At 57.0% G+C, this 19,334-nt stretch carries 15 protein-coding genes; 6 read left to right on the top strand and 9 right to left on the bottom strand.

The genetic code is table 11. From position 1 onward, the window contains the following. Window positions 1–89: 89 nt before the first annotated feature. The 7 genes from SK51_RS19175 to aqpZ all read right to left on the bottom strand — a co-directional run bounded on the left by SK51_RS19175 (window position 90) and on the right by aqpZ (window position 9,081). Window positions 90–1,526, bottom strand: coding sequence for an SDR family oxidoreductase (locus tag SK51_RS19175; RefSeq protein WP_023305790.1), 1,437 nt, complete (start codon window positions 1,524–1,526; stop codon window positions 90–92). A gap of 10 nt (window positions 1,527–1,536) precedes the next feature. After that, on the bottom strand, window positions 1,537–2,538 hold the full coding sequence (ltaE, locus tag SK51_RS19170) for a low-specificity L-threonine aldolase (protein WP_023305791.1): 1,002 nt from the start codon (window positions 2,536–2,538) through the stop codon (window positions 1,537–1,539). Window positions 2,539–2,576: 38 nt separating this feature from the next. Then, window positions 2,577–4,295 (bottom strand): ubiquinone-dependent pyruvate dehydrogenase, encoded by a 1,719-nt coding sequence (gene poxB / locus SK51_RS19165; RefSeq protein ID WP_023305792.1) that lies wholly within the window; start codon window positions 4,293–4,295, stop codon window positions 2,577–2,579. A gap of 238 nt (window positions 4,296–4,533) precedes the next feature. Beyond that, on the bottom strand, window positions 4,534–5,502 hold the full coding sequence (gene hcr / locus SK51_RS19160; RefSeq protein WP_023299707.1) for an NADH oxidoreductase: 969 nt from the start codon (window positions 5,500–5,502) through the stop codon (window positions 4,534–4,536). A gap of 10 nt (window positions 5,503–5,512) precedes the next feature. After that, window positions 5,513–7,165 (bottom strand): hydroxylamine reductase, encoded by a 1,653-nt coding sequence (gene hcp / locus SK51_RS19155; RefSeq protein ID WP_023299708.1) that lies wholly within the window; start codon window positions 7,163–7,165, stop codon window positions 5,513–5,515. Window positions 7,166–7,309: 144 nt separating this feature from the next. After that, the gene (locus SK51_RS19150) at window positions 7,310–8,209 is read right to left on the bottom strand and encodes a LysO family transporter (RefSeq protein WP_022647606.1); all 900 of its coding nucleotides are present in this window, start codon (window positions 8,207–8,209) and stop codon (window positions 7,310–7,312) included. Window positions 8,210–8,385: 176 nt separating this feature from the next. Continuing rightward, a complete protein-coding gene (gene aqpZ, locus SK51_RS19145) occupies window positions 8,386–9,081 on the bottom strand; it encodes an aquaporin Z (RefSeq protein WP_026080729.1) in 696 nt (231 codons plus the stop codon). Between the two features lie 291 nt (window positions 9,082–9,372). Between aqpZ and SK51_RS19140 the strand changes: the two genes are divergently transcribed. Next, complete coding sequence (locus tag SK51_RS19140; RefSeq protein ID WP_023299709.1) at window positions 9,373–11,031, top strand: ATP-dependent endonuclease; 1,659 nt, start codon at window positions 9,373–9,375, stop codon at window positions 11,029–11,031. On the opposite strand, the gene SK51_RS19135 is transcribed toward SK51_RS19140, so the two are convergent. Next, on the bottom strand, window positions 11,028–11,984 hold the full coding sequence (locus tag SK51_RS19135; protein WP_023299710.1) for a VirK/YbjX family protein: 957 nt from the start codon (window positions 11,982–11,984) through the stop codon (window positions 11,028–11,030). The genes SK51_RS19140 and SK51_RS19135 overlap by 4 nt on opposite strands. A 159-nt stretch (window positions 11,985–12,143) precedes the next feature. Between SK51_RS19135 and macA the strand changes: the two genes are divergently transcribed. Together macA and macB are read left to right on the top strand one after the other, a co-directional pair. Continuing rightward, window positions 12,144–13,259, top strand: a complete 1,116-nt coding sequence (gene macA / locus SK51_RS19130) for a macrolide transporter subunit MacA (RefSeq protein ID WP_023305794.1) — start codon at window positions 12,144–12,146, stop codon at window positions 13,257–13,259. After that, on the top strand, window positions 13,256–15,196 hold the full coding sequence (macB, locus tag SK51_RS19125) for a macrolide ABC transporter ATP-binding protein/permease MacB (protein WP_023305795.1): 1,941 nt from the start codon (window positions 13,256–13,258) through the stop codon (window positions 15,194–15,196). Before macA ends, macB begins: the two co-directional genes overlap by 4 nt. A gap of 70 nt (window positions 15,197–15,266) precedes the next feature. On the opposite strand, the gene cspD is transcribed toward macB, so the two are convergent. Continuing rightward, complete coding sequence (gene cspD / locus SK51_RS19120; RefSeq protein ID WP_006174390.1) at window positions 15,267–15,488, bottom strand: cold shock-like protein CspD; 222 nt, start codon at window positions 15,486–15,488, stop codon at window positions 15,267–15,269. A gap of 267 nt (window positions 15,489–15,755) precedes the next feature. On the opposite strand from cspD, the gene clpS reads away from it, so the two are divergent. From clpS to SK51_RS19105, 3 genes are all read left to right on the top strand, one after another. After that, window positions 15,756–16,076 (top strand): ATP-dependent Clp protease adapter ClpS, encoded by a 321-nt coding sequence (gene clpS, locus SK51_RS19115; RefSeq protein WP_006174393.1) that lies wholly within the window; start codon window positions 15,756–15,758, stop codon window positions 16,074–16,076. A 27-nt stretch (window positions 16,077–16,103) separates the two neighbouring features. Next, complete coding sequence (gene clpA / locus SK51_RS19110; RefSeq protein ID WP_022647611.1) at window positions 16,104–18,383, top strand: ATP-dependent Clp protease ATP-binding subunit ClpA; 2,280 nt, start codon at window positions 16,104–16,106, stop codon at window positions 18,381–18,383. Between the two features lie 452 nt (window positions 18,384–18,835). After that, a complete protein-coding gene (locus tag SK51_RS19105; protein WP_023305796.1) occupies window positions 18,836–19,285 on the top strand; it encodes a hypothetical protein in 450 nt (149 codons plus the stop codon). The last annotated feature ends 49 nt before the right edge of the window (window positions 19,286–19,334 follow it).

Genomic DNA, 19,334 nt, shown 5'->3' with positions numbered 1-19,334 from the left:
AATCCACTGTGTTGAAAAGAATTTCGTGCGCATTCTTTCGTGAATTACGATGTGTTGCAATGGGAAAGGTGAAAGATTAAGAGTTTTATTTAGTTACTTTCCCGCTTTTCTTCTGCCAGTTGCGCAATCCGTTTCGCCATTCCGCGGAAGATAAACAGGTGTGCCGGGATCATCAGCAGCCAGTAGAACAGCCCGGGCATTCCGTGCGGGTGCCACCACGCCCGAACGTCCAGCTCGCGGTGAACGCCTTTGTCTTTAAGGGTGAAGCAGAGCCGCCCCAGCCCCGGTGCCTTCATGCCAAACAGCAGCGCCAGCTGTTTTTCCGGCTCAACGATGATCACCTTCCAGCTGTCGACCGTATCGCCCACGTTCAGATACGGGGCGGCAGGACGGCCTTTTGCCAGCCGGTGACCCACCAGCAGATCCAGCGAGCCGCGCGTTTGCCAGAGGATATTGCCGAAGAAATAGCGCTCTTTGCCGCCGATCTGGTTCACAACGTCCCACAGCGCTGAGAGGCTGGCAGTGGTTTTTACCGTACAGCCCGCCTGTTTTGGGTAATAGCCGTACTCGGGCCGCCAGCGGGCAAACGCCTGCGCGTCGTAGCCCCAGTCACTGGAGTTCACCAGCTTCTCTTCTTCTTTCAGCGTATTGCGTACGGCATCGTCGAAGGGGATCAATTCCTGAGGGATCAAGGCACGCAGTTCACGATCGTCCGCCAGCAGATCGTGTTTCAGTCCCTGTATAAGCGCTTTGGCAGTCGTCGGCGGCACGGAGGTGATCACATTCAAAAACCACACCGAAATCCAGCGGGTCGGGAAGGGGACGGGCACCAGCCAGCGGCGGCGGCCACTCACCCGCATAAAATGTTCGAACTGCGCCTGATAGCTCAACACTTCCGGGCCAGCCGCCTCCAGCACACGATGCGCCGCCGCCGGATGATCCAGCAATGCCACCAGATAGTGGAGTAAATTCTCCAGCGCAATGGGCGTGGTGCGCGAGCGTACCCAGCGCGGCGGTGTCAGCACAGGCAGGTTGTAGACCATATCGCGCATCACTTCGAACGCGGCGGAACCCGCGCCGACGATGATCCCTGCCCGCAGTTCGGTGACGGGGATACGGGCGCTTCGCAATGTCTCTGCCGTCAGTTGCCGGGCGCGCAGATGGTCTGACTGCTCGTTCTCAGGCGCCTGAAGCGAGCTTAGAAAGATCACCTGCTTTACCGGCGTTTGCAGCAGCGTATCACGTACGTTCATCGCCACCTGACGCTCGTGGGCGATAAAATCGCCGCCTTCGCCCATGCTGTGAACAAGGTAGTAAAGCGTATCGACCCCTTCCAGCAGCGCAGGAAGCGCTTTCGGCCAGTTAAGGTCAACGTTGTGACACGTCACGCCAGGCAAATGTAGCTTTTGCAGGCGTTCCGTGTTGCGTGCCACTGCCAGCACCTGGTGCCCCTGCTGGCTTAACGCAGTGGTCAGATGCTGACCGATATACCCGCTGGCACCGAGCACCAGAATACGTTGCGGCACGGTATGCTCCTTAACGCTGTAAAAACGCCTGCCAGTGTTTCACCACCTCGGTCAACTGCTCGCGGTTAACGTCAAGATGCATCACCAGTCGCACGACCGGGGAGGCATTGATCAGCACGCCTCGGGCTTTCATAAATTCGCCCAGCGCGGCAGCATGCTCATTGCCGACGCGGACAAACAGCATGTTGGTGTCATGACGCATGACATCAGCGCCGATTTCATGCAGTTGCGCTGCCATCCACGCCGCATTGTCGTGATCGTCTTTCAGGCGTGACACGTTATTTTTCAGGGCGTACAGTCCGGCAGCCGCCAGAATACCCGCCTGACGCATCCCGCCGCCGGTCATTTTGCGCCAGCGGTTGGCGCGTCTGATGTAGTCCGCGCTGCCAACCAGCAGGGAACCTACCGGCGTGCCCAGCCCTTTAGAGAGGCAAATGGTGAACGAGTCGCAATATTGGGTGATCTCTTTCAGCTCGCAGCCGTACTCCACCACGGCGTTGAAGATACGTGCGCCGTCAACGTGCAGGCCGAGCTTGCGCTCGCGGGTAAAATCCCATGCCGCTTTCAGGTATTCGCGCGGCAGAACTTTACCGTTATGGGTGTTTTCGAGGCTCAGCAGTTTAGTGCGGGCGAAGTGAATATCATCGGCTTTGATTTTTGCCGCGACTTTGTCCAGCGGCAGCGTACCGTCCGGCGCGGCATCGATCGGCTGCGGCTGAATGCTGCCAAGCACCGCCGCGCCGCCAGCTTCGTACAGGTAGTTATGCGCCCCCTGGCCGACGATATACTCTTCGCCGCGCTCGCAGTGGCTCAGCAGCGCCACCAGGTTAGCCTGCGTGCCGGTGGGCAGGAACAGGGCAGCCTCTTTACCGCTCAGCTCGGCCGCATAGCGCTGGAGTTCGTTGACCGTCGGGTCATCGCCGTAGACGTCGTCCCCGACCGGGGCGGCCATCATCTCTTCGAGCATGGCGCGGCCCGGACGGGTAACGGTATCACTACGTAAATCAATCATTTCACATCCCTTTCATTTAAGAGGTCTTGTGAAATGTTTTACCTGAGCCAGTTGGTTTTTGCCAGTTCGATCACTTCGTCACCGCGCCCGCTGATGATGGCGCGCAGCATGTAGAGGCTAAAACCTTTAGCCTGTTCCAGCTTGATTTGAGGCGGGATTGCCAGCTCTTCTTTGGCGACCACCACATCCACCAGCACCGGGCCGTCGATGGCGAAGGCACGTTGCAGGGCTTCGTCCACCTCTGAGGCTTTCTCCACCCGAATACCGGTGATACCGCAGGCTTCGGCGATGCGGGCGAAGTTGGTGTCGTGCAGCTCGGTGCCATCCGTGAGGTAGCCTCCGGCCTTCATCTCCATCGCCACAAAGCCCAGCACGCTGTTGTTAAAGACCACGATTTTCAGCGGAAGCTTCATCTGCGCCACCGACAGGAAATCCCCCATCAGCATACTGAACCCGCCGTCGCCGCACATCGCCACCACCTGCCGTTCCGGTGCCGTCGCTTTTGCGCCCAGCGCCTGCGGCATGGCGTTGGCCATTGAGCCATGGTTGAACGACCCAAGCAGGCGTCGTTTGCCGTTCATTTTCAGATAGCGCGCGGCCCAGACGGTGGGTGTACCCACGTCGCAGGTGAAGATGGCATCGTCGTCGGCGAAGTGGCTGATCTGCTGCGCCAGATACTGCGGGTGGATCGCTTTTTCGCTCGGTTTGGCGAGATCGTCCAGCCCCTTACGCGCATCGCGATAGTCGCTCAGGGCTTTATCGAGGAATTTGCGGTCCGTTTTTTCTTCCAGCAGCGGCAGGAGGGCGGCGAGGGTGGATTTAATATCGCCGATAAGCGCCATATCCACCTTGCTGTGCGCGCCGATGCTACCGGGATTAATGTCGATCTGGATAATTTTCGCATCCGTCGGGTAGAACGCGCGGTACGGGAACTGGGTGCCGAGCAGGATCAGCGTATCGGCGTTCATCATGGTATGGAAGCCGCTGGAAAAACCGATCAGCCCGGTCATGCCCACATCGTACGGGTTATCGTATTCAACGTGCTCTTTGCCGCGCAGGGCGTGCACAACTGGCGCCTTCAGCTTAGCGGCAAATTCCACCAGCTCTTTATGCGCGCCAGCACAGCCGCTGCCGCACATCAGGGCGATATTGCTGGAGTATCGCAGCAGTTGCGCCAGCTTTTTAAGTTCTTCATCCGCAGGGGTAATGGTTGGCTGTGGCGCAGAGTACCAGTGGGTGGTGGCGGTTTCAGGTGCGGCCTTCAGCGCCACGTCCCCCGGCAGCACAACCACCGAAACCCCGCGATTCAGGATCGCCTTACGCATGGCTATCGCCAGCACCTGTGGGATCTGCTCCGGCGACGAGACCAGCTCGCAGTAGTGGCTGCATTCACGGAACAGCTCCTGAGGATGCGTCTCCTGAAAATAGCCGCTGCCGATTTCGGATGACGGAATATGTGCGGCAATCGCCAGCACCGGAACATGGTTGCGGTGACAGTCGAAAAGACCGTTGATAAGGTGCAGGTTTCCCGGTCCGCAGGAACCTGCACAGACGGCGAGTTCGCCCGTGAGCTGCGCTTCGGCACCCGCGGCAAAGGCGGCGACCTCTTCATGGCGGGTGGGCATCCATTCAATGGTCTTCATCTTGTTAAGGCTGTCGCTGAGTCCGTTCAGCGAATCGCCGGTGACGCCCCAGATACGCTTTACGCCAGCCTGCTCCAGGGTTTTCGCTATGTATGCAGCCACGGTTTGTTTCATGGTGGTCCTTCTCCTTTATGTGATATCGCTTACAAGCTTAGAAGAAAGTCACTGTATTGGCTGCCTGGTATTCCATACGCACAGGCAGTAGGCACAACGTAAGCCGGGTAAACGCAGTGCCACCCGGCAAAAAGCCCGGTGGCGCTAACGCTTACCGGGCCTACGAAGAGCCAACATGTACAAAGTAGGCCGGGTAAACGCAGTGCCACCCGGCAACAAATGGGGGCACTGCGCCAGATTATGCCAGCACCAGGTCTCCCTGCGGATGGCATGAACACGCCAACACGTAACCCTCTGCAATTTCCGCATCGGTCAGCGTCATGGTGCTGGTGACGGTGTATTCACCGGAAACCACCTTCGTCTTACAGCAGCCGCACACACCCGCGCGACAGGCTGCCGCTACCGGCACGTTATTGCTTTCGAGCGCTTCAAGCAGCGTGGTGCCCACGCGACCAAAGAAGGTCTGCGCCGGTTGCAGCTTCGTGAACTTCATCCCGCTGGTCGCCGCTGCCGCTACAGGCGTGAAGAACTGCTCTTTAAAGAAGCGGGTCACGCCGAGCGCTTTCACTTCTTTCTCCACGATCTCCATGTACGGCGCCGGGCCGCAGGTCATCACGGTACGATCCGCAATGTCCGGCACGCTTTGCAACATTTCGCGGCTCAGACGCCCCGCGACAAAACCGTGCGTCGCGTTGTGCTCAGCCACCAGGGTCACCGGATAATTTCGCCATTCCTCGGCAAAAATCACATCTTCCGGGGAACGCACGCTAAAGATCACCTGCACGTCGGCCTGAGGACGGTATTTCGCCAGCCAGCGGCGCATCGACATAATCGGCGTTACGCCACAGCCTGCCGCCAGAAGCAGGAATTTGTCTTCCTTCTTGTCGTCACAGGTGAACTCGCCCTGCGCGTCAGACAGCCAGATGTAATCCCCGCGCTTCACGTCACGGGTCAGCCACCGGGAGCCTGCGCCGTCATCAATACGACGGACGGTGAGCGTTATGTATTCGCTCACGCCCGGCGTGGAGGAGATCGTGTAGGCGCGCAGGGTATCCGCCGAATTACGCACACTCACTAGCGCATACTGACCTGCGCGGTACGGGTAGTAGTCATGGCACAGCAGCGACAGTGTCCACACATCCGGCGTCTCCTGTTGGATGTGATGAACCTGCATCCGCCACGGACATTGTGAGGTTGGCATGGTCATGAGTTACTCCTTACGCGCTCAGCAGTTGCTTCATATCATCTTCAACGTTGGTCACGGAACGCAGACCAAATTTCTCGTTCAGGATGGCCAGCAGGTCCGGCGTCAGGAAGCCTGGCGCGGTCGGCCCGGTGACGATGTTGGTCACGCCGAGAGAGAGCAGGGTCAACAGAATAACGATCGCTTTCTGTTCGAACCAGGAGAGCACCAGCGACAGCGGCAGATCGTTCACGCCGCAGCCCAGTTTCTCTGCCAGCGTGACCGCCAGAATGATGGCTGAATACGCATCGTTACACTGACCAGCATCCACCAGGCGTGGCAGACCTTCGATGTTGCCGAAGTCCAGCTTGTTGAAACGGTATTTACCGCAGGCCAGGGTCAGGATCAGACAGTCTTCCGGAACGCGGGTGGCGAAATCGGTGAAATAGTTACGTTCCCCGCGCGCGCCGTCACAGCCGCCGATCAGGAAGATGTGACGCAGTTTTTCACGGCTGACGAGGTCAATCAGGGAATCCGCCGCACCCAGCAGGGTTTCACGGCCAAAACCGACGGTGATGAGGTGCGGAATTTCGCTGTACGGGAAACCTGCCATCTGCTGCGCCTGTGCGATAACCGGACCGAAATCATCGCCTTCAAGGTGGCTCACGCCCGGCCAGCCGACGATGCTGCGGGTCCAGATACGGTCGTCATACGCGCCCACGGTAGGGTCGATGATGCAGTTAGAGGTCATGACGATTGGGCCAGGGAAGCGGGCGAACTCCACCTGCTGGTTCTGCCAGCCGCTGCCGTAGTTACCGATCAGATGCTTAAATTTACGCAGTTCCGGGTAGCCGTGCGCGGGGAGCATTTCGCCGTGGGTATAAACGTTAACGCCGGTGCCTTCGGTCTGCTTCAGCAGGTTGTAGAGATCTTTCAGGTCGTGGCCAGAGATTAGGATGCATTTACCTTCGGTCGCTTTGACGTTGACCTGCGTCGGCGTTGGGTGACCGTAGGTGCTGGTTTCACCGGCATCCAGAATGCTCATCACTTTGAAGTTCATCTGGCCGATTTCCATCGAGCATTCCAGCAGGGCGTTCATGTCGGAAGGCCAGGTGCCCAGCCATGCCATGATTTTGTGGTACTGGGCATAAATGTCGTTGTCGTACTGGCCGAGTACGTGCGCGTGCTCCATATACGCCGCAGCACCTTTCAGACCGTACAGGCACAGCAGGCGCAGGCCGAGGATGTTCTCGCCAATCGCCGCTTTGTCTTTATTGGGAGTAAATTCGGCGGCCTGACGCTGTAGCTCGCCCAGGTCGTCGCTCACCAGCTGTAGCTCCGCCATCGGGTTGTCCACGCGGGCGCTGGCGTCGGCATTCAGGCATTGCGCTTTCAGGGCTTCACGCAGGGCAATCGCTTCGCGGGCATAGCCCACAATGCGTGGAGAATCGAAGTTAACGTTAGTCAGCGTGGAGAAAAATGCGCGCGGCGCAAAGCTGTCGACATAGTGATCGACAAGGCCATATTCACGGGCCTTGAAGGCCCAGGCGGATAAGCCTTGCAGCGCCGCAATCAGCAGGTCCTGGAGATCGGACGTTTCTGCGGTTTTGCCGCACATACCCTGCGCGTAAGAGCAGCCGTTGCCTGCCGGGGTACGGATGGTTTGTTCACATTGCACACAAAACATAATCACACCTGTTAAAGTTATATTTGAGATACATGTTTAAGGTTATGCCTGTGCCACAACGGAGAAAAGTGCTTTCTTATACTAAGTGGAGGGTTATTGATTTAGCGCAATTTTGGCGGCAGGTTCACTACCGCCAAAGCAGTATCAGGCTGAGAAGAACGCCATCAGGATGGGGACCAGCAGGCTCAGAATAAAGCCGTGTACAATAGCGGCAGGAACCATCTCCAGACCTCCCGAGCGCTGTAACACCGGCAGGGTAAAGTCCATTGAGGTGGCCCCGCACAGGCCCAGCGCGGTAGAGCGGCTGCGGCGTACCAGGCCGGGGATCAGCATGATGGCTATCAGCTCGCGCGCCAGATCGTTAAAGAAGGCGGCGCTGCCGATCACCGGACCAAACGATTCGGTCAGCAGAATACCGGAGAGCGAATACCAGCCAAAACCGGATGCCATTGCCAGGCTGGTTTTCAGCGGCAGATCGAGAATAAAGGCGTTAATCACTCCCCCCGCCATTGAGCTGGCCACAACGATAACGGCAACCATCATGCCCCGGCGGTTCAGGACAATCTGTTTCAGCGTCATGCCATTATTTCGCAACTGAATACCGATCAGGAAGAGCAGGAAAATCAGCGTATATTCGCTGGCTTCCGTAGCGTGCTGTAAAAAAGCCCATCCGGTTAGCCCCAGTAAAAAACCGAGCACCACCACGCCGCACAGCTTTAATGATTCCAGCGCCATCGCAATTCGGGAGGGAAGCTTTTCCTGATGGTGGTGATTTTTCCAGGGAATAGTGCGCTCCAGCCAGAACAGCGCGGCAATATTGCACAGCAGAATAACCACTACCGTAACCGCAGAATAATGCAGGATGGAAAGCAAGTTCGTCGCCAGATTATCCAGGAAGGCCAGGCTGATCCCCATAAAGAACAGAATGACGTAAACAATCCAGCTGAGAAAACGATTAATAAGCTTTAAGGCCGATTCATGACGCAGCGGAATAAGGTAGCCCACAATCAGGGGCAGAAGAATGATGAGGAGTCCTGAGAACATGAACAGCCGGTCCTTTTGAGTATCATTTAAGCGCCAGAGACACTACCCAATAAAGGCTGTGAGGTAAAGCTACAAAAAAAGCCGGGTGGCGGCTGCGCCTTACCCGGCCTACAAAGTGCACACTCACGTAGGTCGGGTAAGCTTTAGCGCCACCCGACATTACAGGCCGCACTTAATTAATCGCGTTTTTCCAGCAGGGTGCGATACAGCACGCCGCCCAGAATACCGCCAATAATTGGCATCACCCAGAACAGCCACAGCTGTTCAAGCGCCCAGCCGCCCTGGAAAATAGCCACCGCGGTGCTACGTGCCGGGTTAACGGAGGTATTGGTCACCGGGATGGAGATCAGGTGGATAAGCGTCAGCGCCAGACCAATAGCAATGGGGGCAAAGCCCGCAGGCGCGTATTTGTCCGTTGCGCCGTGGATCACCAACAGGAAACCTGCGGTGAGCACAATTTCAATCACGATAGCAGACAGCATTGAGTAGCCGCCTGGAGAGTGTTCGCCGAAGCCGTTTGACGCAAATCCGCTGGCCGCGGCGTCAAACCCGGCTTTTCCGCTGGCAATGACGTACAACACCGCCGCGGCAATAATACCGCCAATAACCTGGGCAATAATATAGCCAATAATATCTTTCGCCGGGAAACGTCCGCCCGCCCATAAACCTAACGTGACGGCCGGGTTGAAATGACCGCCGGAAATATGCCCCACGGCGAATGCCATGGTTAATACGGTTAAACCGAATGCCAGCGCGACGCCGACAAATCCAATACCTAATTCCGGAAATGCGGCTGCCAGTACTGCGCTACCGCAGCCACCAAACACCAGCCAGAATGTACCAAAGCATTCTGCCGCTAATTTTCTGAACATAACCACCTCAATAATAAACGTCCACGCCCATTCCTGCGCGCGGGTTATATCGCCATAAAGGGATGACGACTCAAAGAGCCAGTATTTTGAAACCATCAACATCCCTTCGCCACTCAAATAAATTCACTAAATTTGATTTAAGGCAATGTGATGTCAATCCTTGTTCAGAACGGAGGTAATTAGAGCATAGCCCAATATTTAAGGGGGCGTATATTCTGCTGTCGTGACCTACAGCCTGCCGCTATACTGCTGATAACTTGAAGGAAAAAGTGGCCGAAATGCGGGGGATGTATGCTACTCGAACGTGTGGAGATTGTCGGGTTTCGCGGGATTAACCGCCTGTCGCTGCAACTGGAACAGAACAACGTCCTGATAGGCGAAAACGCCTGGGGTAAATCCAGCCTGCTGGATGCCCTGACGCTGCTGCTTTCGCCCGAAGAGAACTTGTACCACTTCGTCCATGATGACTTCTGGTTTCCGCCGGGGGATGTCAACGGGCGCGAGAAACACCTGCATATCATTCTGACCTTCCGCGAATCCGAGCCCGGTCGCCATCGCGTGCGTCGTTTTCGCCCTATGTCGCCCTGCTGGGTGCCCTGTGAAGATGGGTTCCAGCGTATTTTCTATCGCCTTGAGGGCGAAATGGCGCAAAACGACGGGGTATTAACCCTGCGTGAATTTCTTGATGAGAAGGGGAATCCGATCCCGCTCGATAATATTGACGAGCTTGCCCGCCATCTGATCCGCCTCTCCCCCGTGTTGCGCTTACGAGACGCGCGCTTTATGCGGCGGATCCGTAACGGCACCGTGCCGAATATGCCTGAGGTGGAGGTGACCGCCCGCGAGCTGGATTTCCTCGCCCGTGAACTGGTCTCGCGGCCGCAGAACCTCACCGACGGCCAGATCCGTCAGGGGCTGTCTGCCATGGTGCAACTGCTGGAGCACTACTTCTCTGAGCAGGGAACGGGGCAGGCGCGCCACCGCCTGATGCGCCGCCGCTCGCACGACGAGCAACGAAGCTGGCGCTATCTCGATATTATCAACCGCATGATCGACCGCCCCAGCGGGCGCACGCATCGGGTGATCCTGCTGGGATTATTCTCCACGCTGTTACAGGCGAAAGGGACGGTGCGCCTGGATCGGGACGCGCGCCCGCTGCTGCTGGTAGAAGATCCGGAAACGCGGCTGCACCCGATTATGCTTTCCGTGGCGTGGCATCTTCTTAATCTGCTGCCGTTGCAGCGTGTCACCACCACGAATTCCGGCGAGCTGCTCTCCCTGACGCCGGTGGAGTATGTCTGCCGCCTGGTGCGTGAATCCTCGCGGGTCACCGCCTACCGGCTCGGGCCCGGCGGGTTAAATGCCGAAGATGGCCGACGCATTGCGTTTCATATCCGTTTTAACCGTGCCTCTTCCCTGTTTGCCCGCTGCTGGTTGCTGGTGGAAGGGGAAACCGAAACCTGGGTGATAAACGAGCTGGCTCGCCAGTGCGGACACCACTTTGATGCCGAAGGCATCAAAGTGATCGAATTTGCTCAGTCTGGCTTAAAGCCGCTGATCAAATTTGCGCGCCGGATGGGGATAGAGTGGCACGTGCTGGTGGATGGCGATGAGGCGGGTAAAAAATATGCGGCGACCGTGCGCAGCCTGCTCAATAACGATCGAGAAGAGGAGCGGGAACATCTGACCACGCTGCCCGCGATGGACATGGAGCACTTTATGTACCGCCAGGGATTTGACGACGTCTTTCACCGCGTGGCGATGATCCCGGTGGATGTGCCCATGAATATGCGTCGGGTGATTGCCAAAGCTATCCATCGGTCGTCAAAACCGGATTTGGCCATTGAAGTCGCGACGGAAGCGGGCAGGCGGGGCGTGGAGTCGGTGCCCACGCTGCTGCGTAAAATGTTCTCCCGCGTCCTCTGGCTGGCTCGCGGGAGGGCCGATTAACGGGCAGTCGCCTGCGATACCTGTTGATGCAGGCTATCAAGCAGGATATAGCGGCGGCGGTACTCGGATCGTTTTTTACTCGCAATCTCTTCCATCGGTTTGCGTGGCATGGTCAGTGGCAGGGCAAAGTTGCCGTTCTCCTGCTGCTGTCCGCCAAGGGAGCGCCAGAAGCTGTCATAGTCAGCCAGCAATTTTCCCTCTTTTTTCTTGCGATAGCGCCAGCTGCGGTAGATGTGGGTGGCGTTACTCACCGCGAGGATCTGCTCGACGGGGAAGGCGCCTGCCAGCGTCATGACCGCTTCAACCAGCAGACGTTTTGGGAACAGTCCGTGACAGGCTTTGGTCGCCAGCTGAATGTGCTCGTGCGGGACATGCGCTTTCGCCCCCTGCATTCCGCCGATGAAGAGCGTTGAATTGCCCTGGTATTTGCACAGCGTAAAGGTCAGCTCGGCCAGCACCGTGTTCTGGTGGTCGCAAAAAGTGAGGGTCGCTTCCCCTTCTTTGTCCAGAAACGCATCCGCGCTCAGGCGAACGCTAAACTGCTGCTCCTCTTTGCCCGTTAACGTCACCAGCGTGATGCCCTGGCTGGAAAGGTAGCCGTTCAGCAGTGACGCCGGAAGATGGCGGCTCATCATCTGATAGTGATTGTCCAATGCGTCCAGCGTATTCTGACGGCCCATATTGACGGTCAGCCACGGTCGGTGCAGGCGGCACGGCAGGCCGGGCTGCACGCGCAGGATCTGCATCAGACGGGGCTGTTTTGCAAGGTTTCCGAGCAGGCGCGCAGTGGTGAACGGCGTTGCCAGCGAGCGCAACATAAACTTACGTCGATAGGCCGGATTTTGCCACGCCAGCCCCGGCGTGAGGGAACCCGATGCCAGGCTTTTAAACAGTTGCCAGCCCGATTTAGGCTGGGACAGCGTTGAATAAGGTGTATCGACGATGGAAGACATGTTAGATCCTGCTTCTGGTGGAATTTCGCTATTTCAGCAGGCGCTTTATCAACATCGGGTAAACAATTCCCGACGATAACGGGGATCGGGGGTTTCGTTGAGGAGTGGTTTAGATAAAATCAACGGTGATGATAGCCAGAACAATTATTTGGAATATTTATGAACCTGAAGGGAAAACGCAGAAAGCTGTTTCTGCTGCTGGCGGTAGTGGTGTTAGCAGGCGGATTCTGGTTATGGAAGGTACTGAACGCGCCGGTACCCCAGTATCAAACGCTGATTGTTCGTCCGGGCGAGCTGCAACAAAACGTGCTGGCGACGGGGAAGCTGGATGCCCTGCGTAAGGTTGACGTGGGCGCGCAGGTCAGCGGTCAGCTTAAAACCCTGTCGGTTGAGATTGGCGATAAGGTTAAAAAAGGCCAGTTGCTGGGCGTGATCGATCCTGAGCAGGCGCAAAACCAGATCCGCGAAGTGGAAGCGACGCTGATGGAGTTGCGCGCTCAGCGCGCTCAGGCTCAGGCGGAGCGTAATCTCGCTCAGGTCACCCTGTCGCGCCAGCAGGCGCTGGCGAAAACGCAGGCCATCTCGAAACAGGATCTGGACACAGCCGCCACGGAGCTGGCGGTGAAGCAGGCGCAGATTGGCACCATCGATGCGCAAATCAAGCGGAATCAGGCCTCGCTGGATACGGCGAAAACCAACCTCGATTACACGCAAATCGTTGCGCCAATGGCCGGGGAAGTGACGCAGATAACCACCCTGCAAGGCCAGACGGTCATCGCCGCGCAGCAGGCGCCGAACATCCTGACCCTGGCGGATATGAGCACCATGCTGGTGAAAGCCCAGGTATCTGAAGCGGACGTCATTCACCTTAAGCCGGGGCAGAAAGCCTGGTTTACGGTGCTGGGCGATCCGCAAACCCGCTATGAAGGGATGCTGAAAGATATCCTGCCGACGCCGGAGAAGGTCAACGACGCCATCTTCTACTATGCGCGTTTTGAGGTGCCAAACCCGCAGGGCGTGCTGCGTCTGGACATGACCGCTCAGGTGCATATCCAGTTGACCGGCGTGAAAAACGTGCTGACGGTTCCGCTCTCCGCGCTGGGCGAATCCGCCGGGGACAATCGCTACAAGGTGAAAGTGCTGCGCAACGGTGAAACCCGCGAGCGGGAAGTGGTGATTGGCGCACGTAACGACACCGACGTGGTGGTGGTAAAAGGGCTGGAAGAGGGTGAGGAAGTGGTCACCAGCGAAAGCCTGCCTGGAGCCGCGCAATGACGGCGCTGCTTGAGCTGAATGACATTCGTCGCAGCTATCCGTCCGGCGACGGGCCGGTGGAGGTGCTGAAAGGCATCTCCCTGCGCGTTGAAGCCGGTGAAATGGTGGCGATTGTCGGGGCATCGGGCTCGGGTAAATCAACGCTGATGAACATTCTCGGCTGTCTGGATAAGCCTACCAGCGGCACCTATCGCGTGGCCGGGACGGATGTTTCCACCCTGGACGGCGACGCGCTGGCGAAGCTGCGTCGCGAGCATTTTGGCTTTATCTTCCAGCGTTACCATCTGCTTTCACACCTGAGCGCGGCGCAGAATGTGGAAGTGCCGGCGGTGTATGCGGGCGTCGAGCGCAAAAAACGCCTCGAACGCGCGAAGGCGCTGTTAACGCGTCTTGGGCTGGCGGAGCGTGTTGATTATCAGCCTTCGCAGCTTTCCGGCGGTCAGCAGCAACGCGTGAGTATTGCCCGCGCGCTGATGAACGGTGGGCAGGTGATCCTCGCCGATGAGCCAACCGGTGCGCTCGACAGCCATTCCGGTGAAGAGGTGATGGCGATCCTGCATCAGCTTCGCGATCAGGGGCATACGGTGATTATCGTCACCCACGATCCGCAGGTGGCAGCGCAGGCGGAACGCATTATCGAGATCCACGACGGCGAGCTGGTCAGCAACCCGCCGCCACGTCAGTCCAGAGCGGCGGCGGCGAAAGAGGCGCTGCCGGCCGCAACTGGCTGGGGCCAGTTTTCCAGCGGTTTCCGCGAGGCGCTGACCATGGCCTGGCTGGCGATGGCGGCCAACAAAATGCGCACTCTGCTGACCATGCTTGGCATCATTATTGGTATTGCCTCAGTGGTGTCGATTGTGGTGGTGGGCGATGCGGCGAAACAGCTGGTGCTGGCAGATATTCGCGCCATCGGGACTAACACCATCGACGTTTATCCCGGCAAAGATTTTGGCGACGACGAGCCGCAGTATCAGCAGGCGCTGAAGTATGACGATCTGGCGGCTATTCAGAAGCAGCCGTGGGTGAACTCCGCCACGCCTGCCGTCTCGCAAAACCTGCGTCTGCGCTATGGCAACATCGACGTGGCGGCCAGCGCTAACGGCGTCAGCGGAGATTACTTCAACGTCTACGGCATGACCTTCAGCGAAGGGGCGACCTTCAACGCTGAACAGCTGGCGGGCAGGGCGCAGGTGGTGGTGTTAGACGCTAACTCCCGCAGGCAGCTGTTCCCGAATAAGACCAATGTGGTGGGGGAAGTGATCCTCGTAGGCAACATGCCAGCGACGGTGATCGGCGTGGCGGAAGAGAAGCAGTCGATGTTCGGCAGCAGTAAAATCCTGCGCGTCTGGCTGCCGTACACCACCATTTCCGGGCGCATCATGGGGCAGTCCTGGCTTAACTCAATTACCGTTCGAGTGAAGGAGGGCTACGACAGCGGGCTGGCGGAACAGCAGCTGGAGCGGCTGTTAACCCTGCGCCACGGGAAAAAGGATTTCTTCACCTGGAATATGGATGGCCTCTTGAAAACGGCGGAAAAGACCACACGTACTCTTCAGCTGTTCCTGACGCTGGTGGCGGTGATTTCGCTGGTCGTCGGCGGGATAGGGGTGATGAACATTATGCTGGTGTCGGTGACCGAACGTACGCGGGAGATCGGCATCCGCATGGCGGTCGGAGCCAGAGCCAGCGACGTGCTGCAGCAATTTTTGATTGAAGCGGTGCTGGTGTGTCTGGTGGGCGGTGCGATGGGGATTGCGCTCTCGATGATGATCGCCTTTGCGCTCCAGCTCTTCTTACCGGGCTGGGAGATTGGCTTCTCGCCGATGGCGATCCTGACGGCGTTTTTATGTTCCACCTTCACCGGTATTCTGTTCGGCTGGCTACCGGCGCGAAACGCGGCGCGGCTGGATCCGGTGGATGCGCTGGCGCGCGAATAACCCGAAAATAAAAATGCCAGCCGATCGGGCTGGCATTTTGCCTGCAGGGTGTACACAATGAATCAGAGAGCTATGCAACCGCTTCTGCTTCAACGGGGACGATCAGACTGGCATGATTGCCTTTTGGCCCCTGGTGTACATCGAACCGGACGGACTGCCCGGCTTTGAGCGTCCTGTAACCATCCATCTGAATGGTGGAATAGTGAGCGAAGATATCCTCGCCGCCGCCTTCGGGGCAAATGAAGCCAAACCCCTTGGCGTTGTTGAACCACTTAACAGTACCCATTTCCATGCTTCGACATCCTTCGTAAATCTTATAAATTAAGATGGAATGAACCGGTGGTGGAGTGGGGGCTGTTCAAAACCTCGCCAACTCACGCTTGTACAATTTAGAGAAACGGAAGAAGCCGTCAAGCGTTTGGCGCTGGAGTTGGGACAATAATCAACCAAAATTTGAGGCAGTTAACGCTATTGCAACAGTTTGTGACAGACATCGCGGATGACAGTAATAGATGATTGTTATCTAACATCTGAGGTAGATTCAAAGTGGTTATGCATAATGGGTAAGACCAACGATTGGCTGGATTTTGACCAGCTGGCGGAAGATAAAGTGCGCGACGCGCTAAAACCGCCATCTATGTATAAAGTTATGTTAATGAACGATGATTACACGCCGATGGAATTTGTTATTGACGTGCTACAAAAGTTCTTTTCTTATGATGTTGAACGTGCAACGCAACTGATGCTTACCGTTCATTATCGTGGCAAAGCGATCTGCGGCATCTTTACTGCCGAAGTAGCGGAAACCAAAGTAGCGATGGTGAACGACTATGCAAGGGAGAACGAGCATCCGTTGCTGTGTACGCTGGAAAAGGCCTGATAAGGCATAAAATTGGGGGAGGTGCCTATGCTCAATCAAGAACTGGAACTCAGTTTAAACATGGCTTTCGCCAGAGCGCGTGAGCACCGACATGAGTTTATGACCGTCGAGCATTTGCTGCTCGCACTGCTTAGCAACCCATCTGCCCGCGAAGCGCTGGAAGCCTGCTCCGTGGATCTGGTGGCGCTACGTCAGGAACTCGAAGCCTTCATCGAACAAACCACACCGGTGCTGCCAGCCAGTGAAGAAGAGCGCGACACACAGCCGACGCTCAGCTTCCAGCGCGTGCTGCAGCGCGCGGTTTTCCACGTCCAGTCTTCCGGACGTAGCGAAGTGACGGGCGCCAATGTGCTGGTCGCCATCTTCAGTGAGCAGGAGTCCCAGGCGGCCTACCTGCTGCGTAAACACGAAGTCAGCCGGCTCGACGTGGTCAACTTCATCTCTCACGGAACGCGAAAAGACGAGCCTAACCAGGCATCGGATCCCAGCGGACAGATCAACAGCAATGAAGAGCAAGCAGGCGGGGAGGATCGTATGGAAAACTTCACCACCAACCTTAACCAGCTTGCTCGCGTTGGCGGTATCGACCCGCTGATTGGCCGCGACAAAGAGCTGGAACGTGCCATCCAGGTGCTGTGCCGTCGCCGCAAGAATAACCCGCTGCTGGTGGGGGAATCTGGCGTGGGTAAAACCGCGATTGCCGAAGGTCTGGCCTGGCGCATTGTGCAGGGCGACGTGCCGGAAGTGATTGCCGACTGCACCATCTACTCGCTGGATATCGGCTCGCTGCTGGCGGGTACCAAATACCGCGGTGATTTTGAAAAACGTTTCAAAGCGCTGTTAAAACAGCTGGAGCAGGACACCAACAGCATCCTGTTTATCGATGAGATCCACACCATCATCGGCGCAGGCGCGGCTTCCGGTGGTCAGGTAGATGCCGCCAACCTGATCAAACCGCTGCTCTCCAGCGGCAAGATCCGCGTGATGGGCTCTACGACGTACCAGGAGTTCAGCAACATCTTTGAGAAGGATCGTGCGCTGGCGCGTCGTTTCCAGAAAATCGACGTTACCGAGCCGTCGGTTGACGAAACGGTGCAGATCATCAACGGTCTGAAAACCAAGTACGAAGCGCACCACGACGTGCGTTACACCGCGAAAGCGGTGCGTGCGGCGGTGGAGCTGGCGGTGAAATACATTAACGATCGTCATCTGCCGGATAAAGCGATCGACGTGATTGATGAAGCGGGTGCGCGTGCGCGCCTGATGCCAGCGAGCAAGCGTAAGAAAACCGTGAACGTAGCGGATATCGAGTCCGTGGTGGCCCGTATCGCACGTATCCCTGAGAAGAGCGTCTCTCAGAGCGACCGTGATACGCTGCGCACCCTCGGCAATCGCCTGAAAATGCTGGTCTTTGGTCAGGATAAAGCCATTGAGGCCTTAACCGAAGCGATCAAGATGGCCCGTGCTGGCCTGGGGCATGACCACAAGCCTGTCGGTTCCTTCCTGTTCGCCGGCCCGACCGGTGTGGGTAAAACCGAGGTAACGGTGCAGCTCTCCAAAGCGCTGGGCATTGAGCTGTTGCGCTTTGATATGTCCGAGTATATGGAGCGTCACACCGTCAGCCGTTTGATTGGTGCGCCTCCGGGCTACGTGGGCTTTGACCAGGGCGGCCTGCTCACCGACGCGGTGATCAAGCATCCGCACGCGGTACTGCTTCTTGATGAAATTGAGAAAGCGCACCCGGACGTGTTCAACATCCTGTTGCAGGTGATGGACAACGGGACGCTGACCGATAACAACGGGCGCAAGGCCGATTTCCGCAACGTGGTGCTGGTGATGACCACCAACGCCGGGGTGCGTGAAACCGAGCGCAAATCCATCGGCCTGATCCATCAGGATAACAGCACCGATGCGATGGAGGAGATCAAGAAGATCTTCACGCCGGAGTTCCGTAACCGTCTGGACAACATTATCTGGTTCGATCACCTGTCTACCGAGGTGATCCATCAGGTGGTGGATAAGTTCATCGTCGAGCTGCAGGTTCAGCTGGATCAGAAAGGCGTGTCGCTGGAAGTGAGCCAGGAGGCCCGCAACTGGCTGGCCGAGAAAGGCTACGACCGTGCGATGGGTGCCCGTCCGATGGCGCGTGTGATTCAGGACAACCTGAAGAAACCGCTGGCGAACGAACTGCTGTTTGGATCGCTGGTTGACGGCGGCCAGGTGACCGTGGCGCTGGATCAGGCGAAGAACGAGCTGACGTACGATTTCCAGAGCGCGGCGAAGCACAAGCCGGAAGCGGCTCACTGATTCCTTACGTAGGTCTGAAAACCGGGCAATAGCCCGGTTTTTTTATGCCTGCCTTTCTCCCTCTGCCTGTGGGCTGTTTGCACTGAACAGTCCCCTCGCCCCTTTGGGGAGAGGGTTAGGGTGAGGGGAACAGGCCGCAGTGAAATTTTGCGAGGCGCTTTCCAGTTTCGTTCGAAGTTGGTTGCTGGATAAATTCACAGTAATAAAATGGCGGCGCACCTGCAAAATCAGGTGCCGGGATTGGCGTCCTGAAAGTGTGTAAGCAGCAGTAATGCTGAAGGCTTCGTTCGCCCTAAGGAAAGGGGTATAATTCTGCATCTGGCGGGCGAATCGGAAGCTTCTCTTGAAGCGCCAGTAGCACACACACTGGTACGCCAATTCCTTTTCGTCCGCCGCCAGCGAATTGGCGTTTCCTGCGGTGGTAAATTCAAAGTGTGTGAAGGAATTACCCAATGAATACAGAAAACAATTTGGCCCATTTATATAGCGAACTTTCCCTCAACCCCAATCTCCCAACTCTTGCCGAACGCTGTAACCTGCTCACTGAAATCCTGCTCGACTGTCATTCGCTCCCACAAACGCAGCCCGTTTGCCGCTGTCTCGGAGCTTATCTGGAAGAGGTAAAATCCGGCCTCACAGAATCCATGCGTGATTTTCAGGTGGTGGAATTTGAGGACGAAGCGGAACAGCCGCGACAAAAAGAGTGGTTGCTGGAAGATACAGAAACGAAATGTGACTACTGCCGGGCGTTAAACCACGTGCTGCTGGTTTCGCATTTTGACCGCGATATGTTGCCGCACCTGACGGGACTGTTGCATGACATTACCCACGCGATAGCTGAAGATTTAATCGTACCCATGAACTCGTGCATGACAATACATCTGCCGACACAGCCACACTAAGGCCATAAATAAAAAAGGCCGGGATTGTCCCGACCTTTTAAATATTCAT

The sequence above is a fragment of the Enterobacter sp. MGH85 genome, assembly GCF_001037655.1.
In the GTDB taxonomy this organism is placed as follows: domain Bacteria; phylum Pseudomonadota; class Gammaproteobacteria; order Enterobacterales; family Enterobacteriaceae; genus Enterobacter; species Enterobacter intestinihominis.
This window is presented reverse-complemented; position numbering and strand designations above follow the sequence as displayed.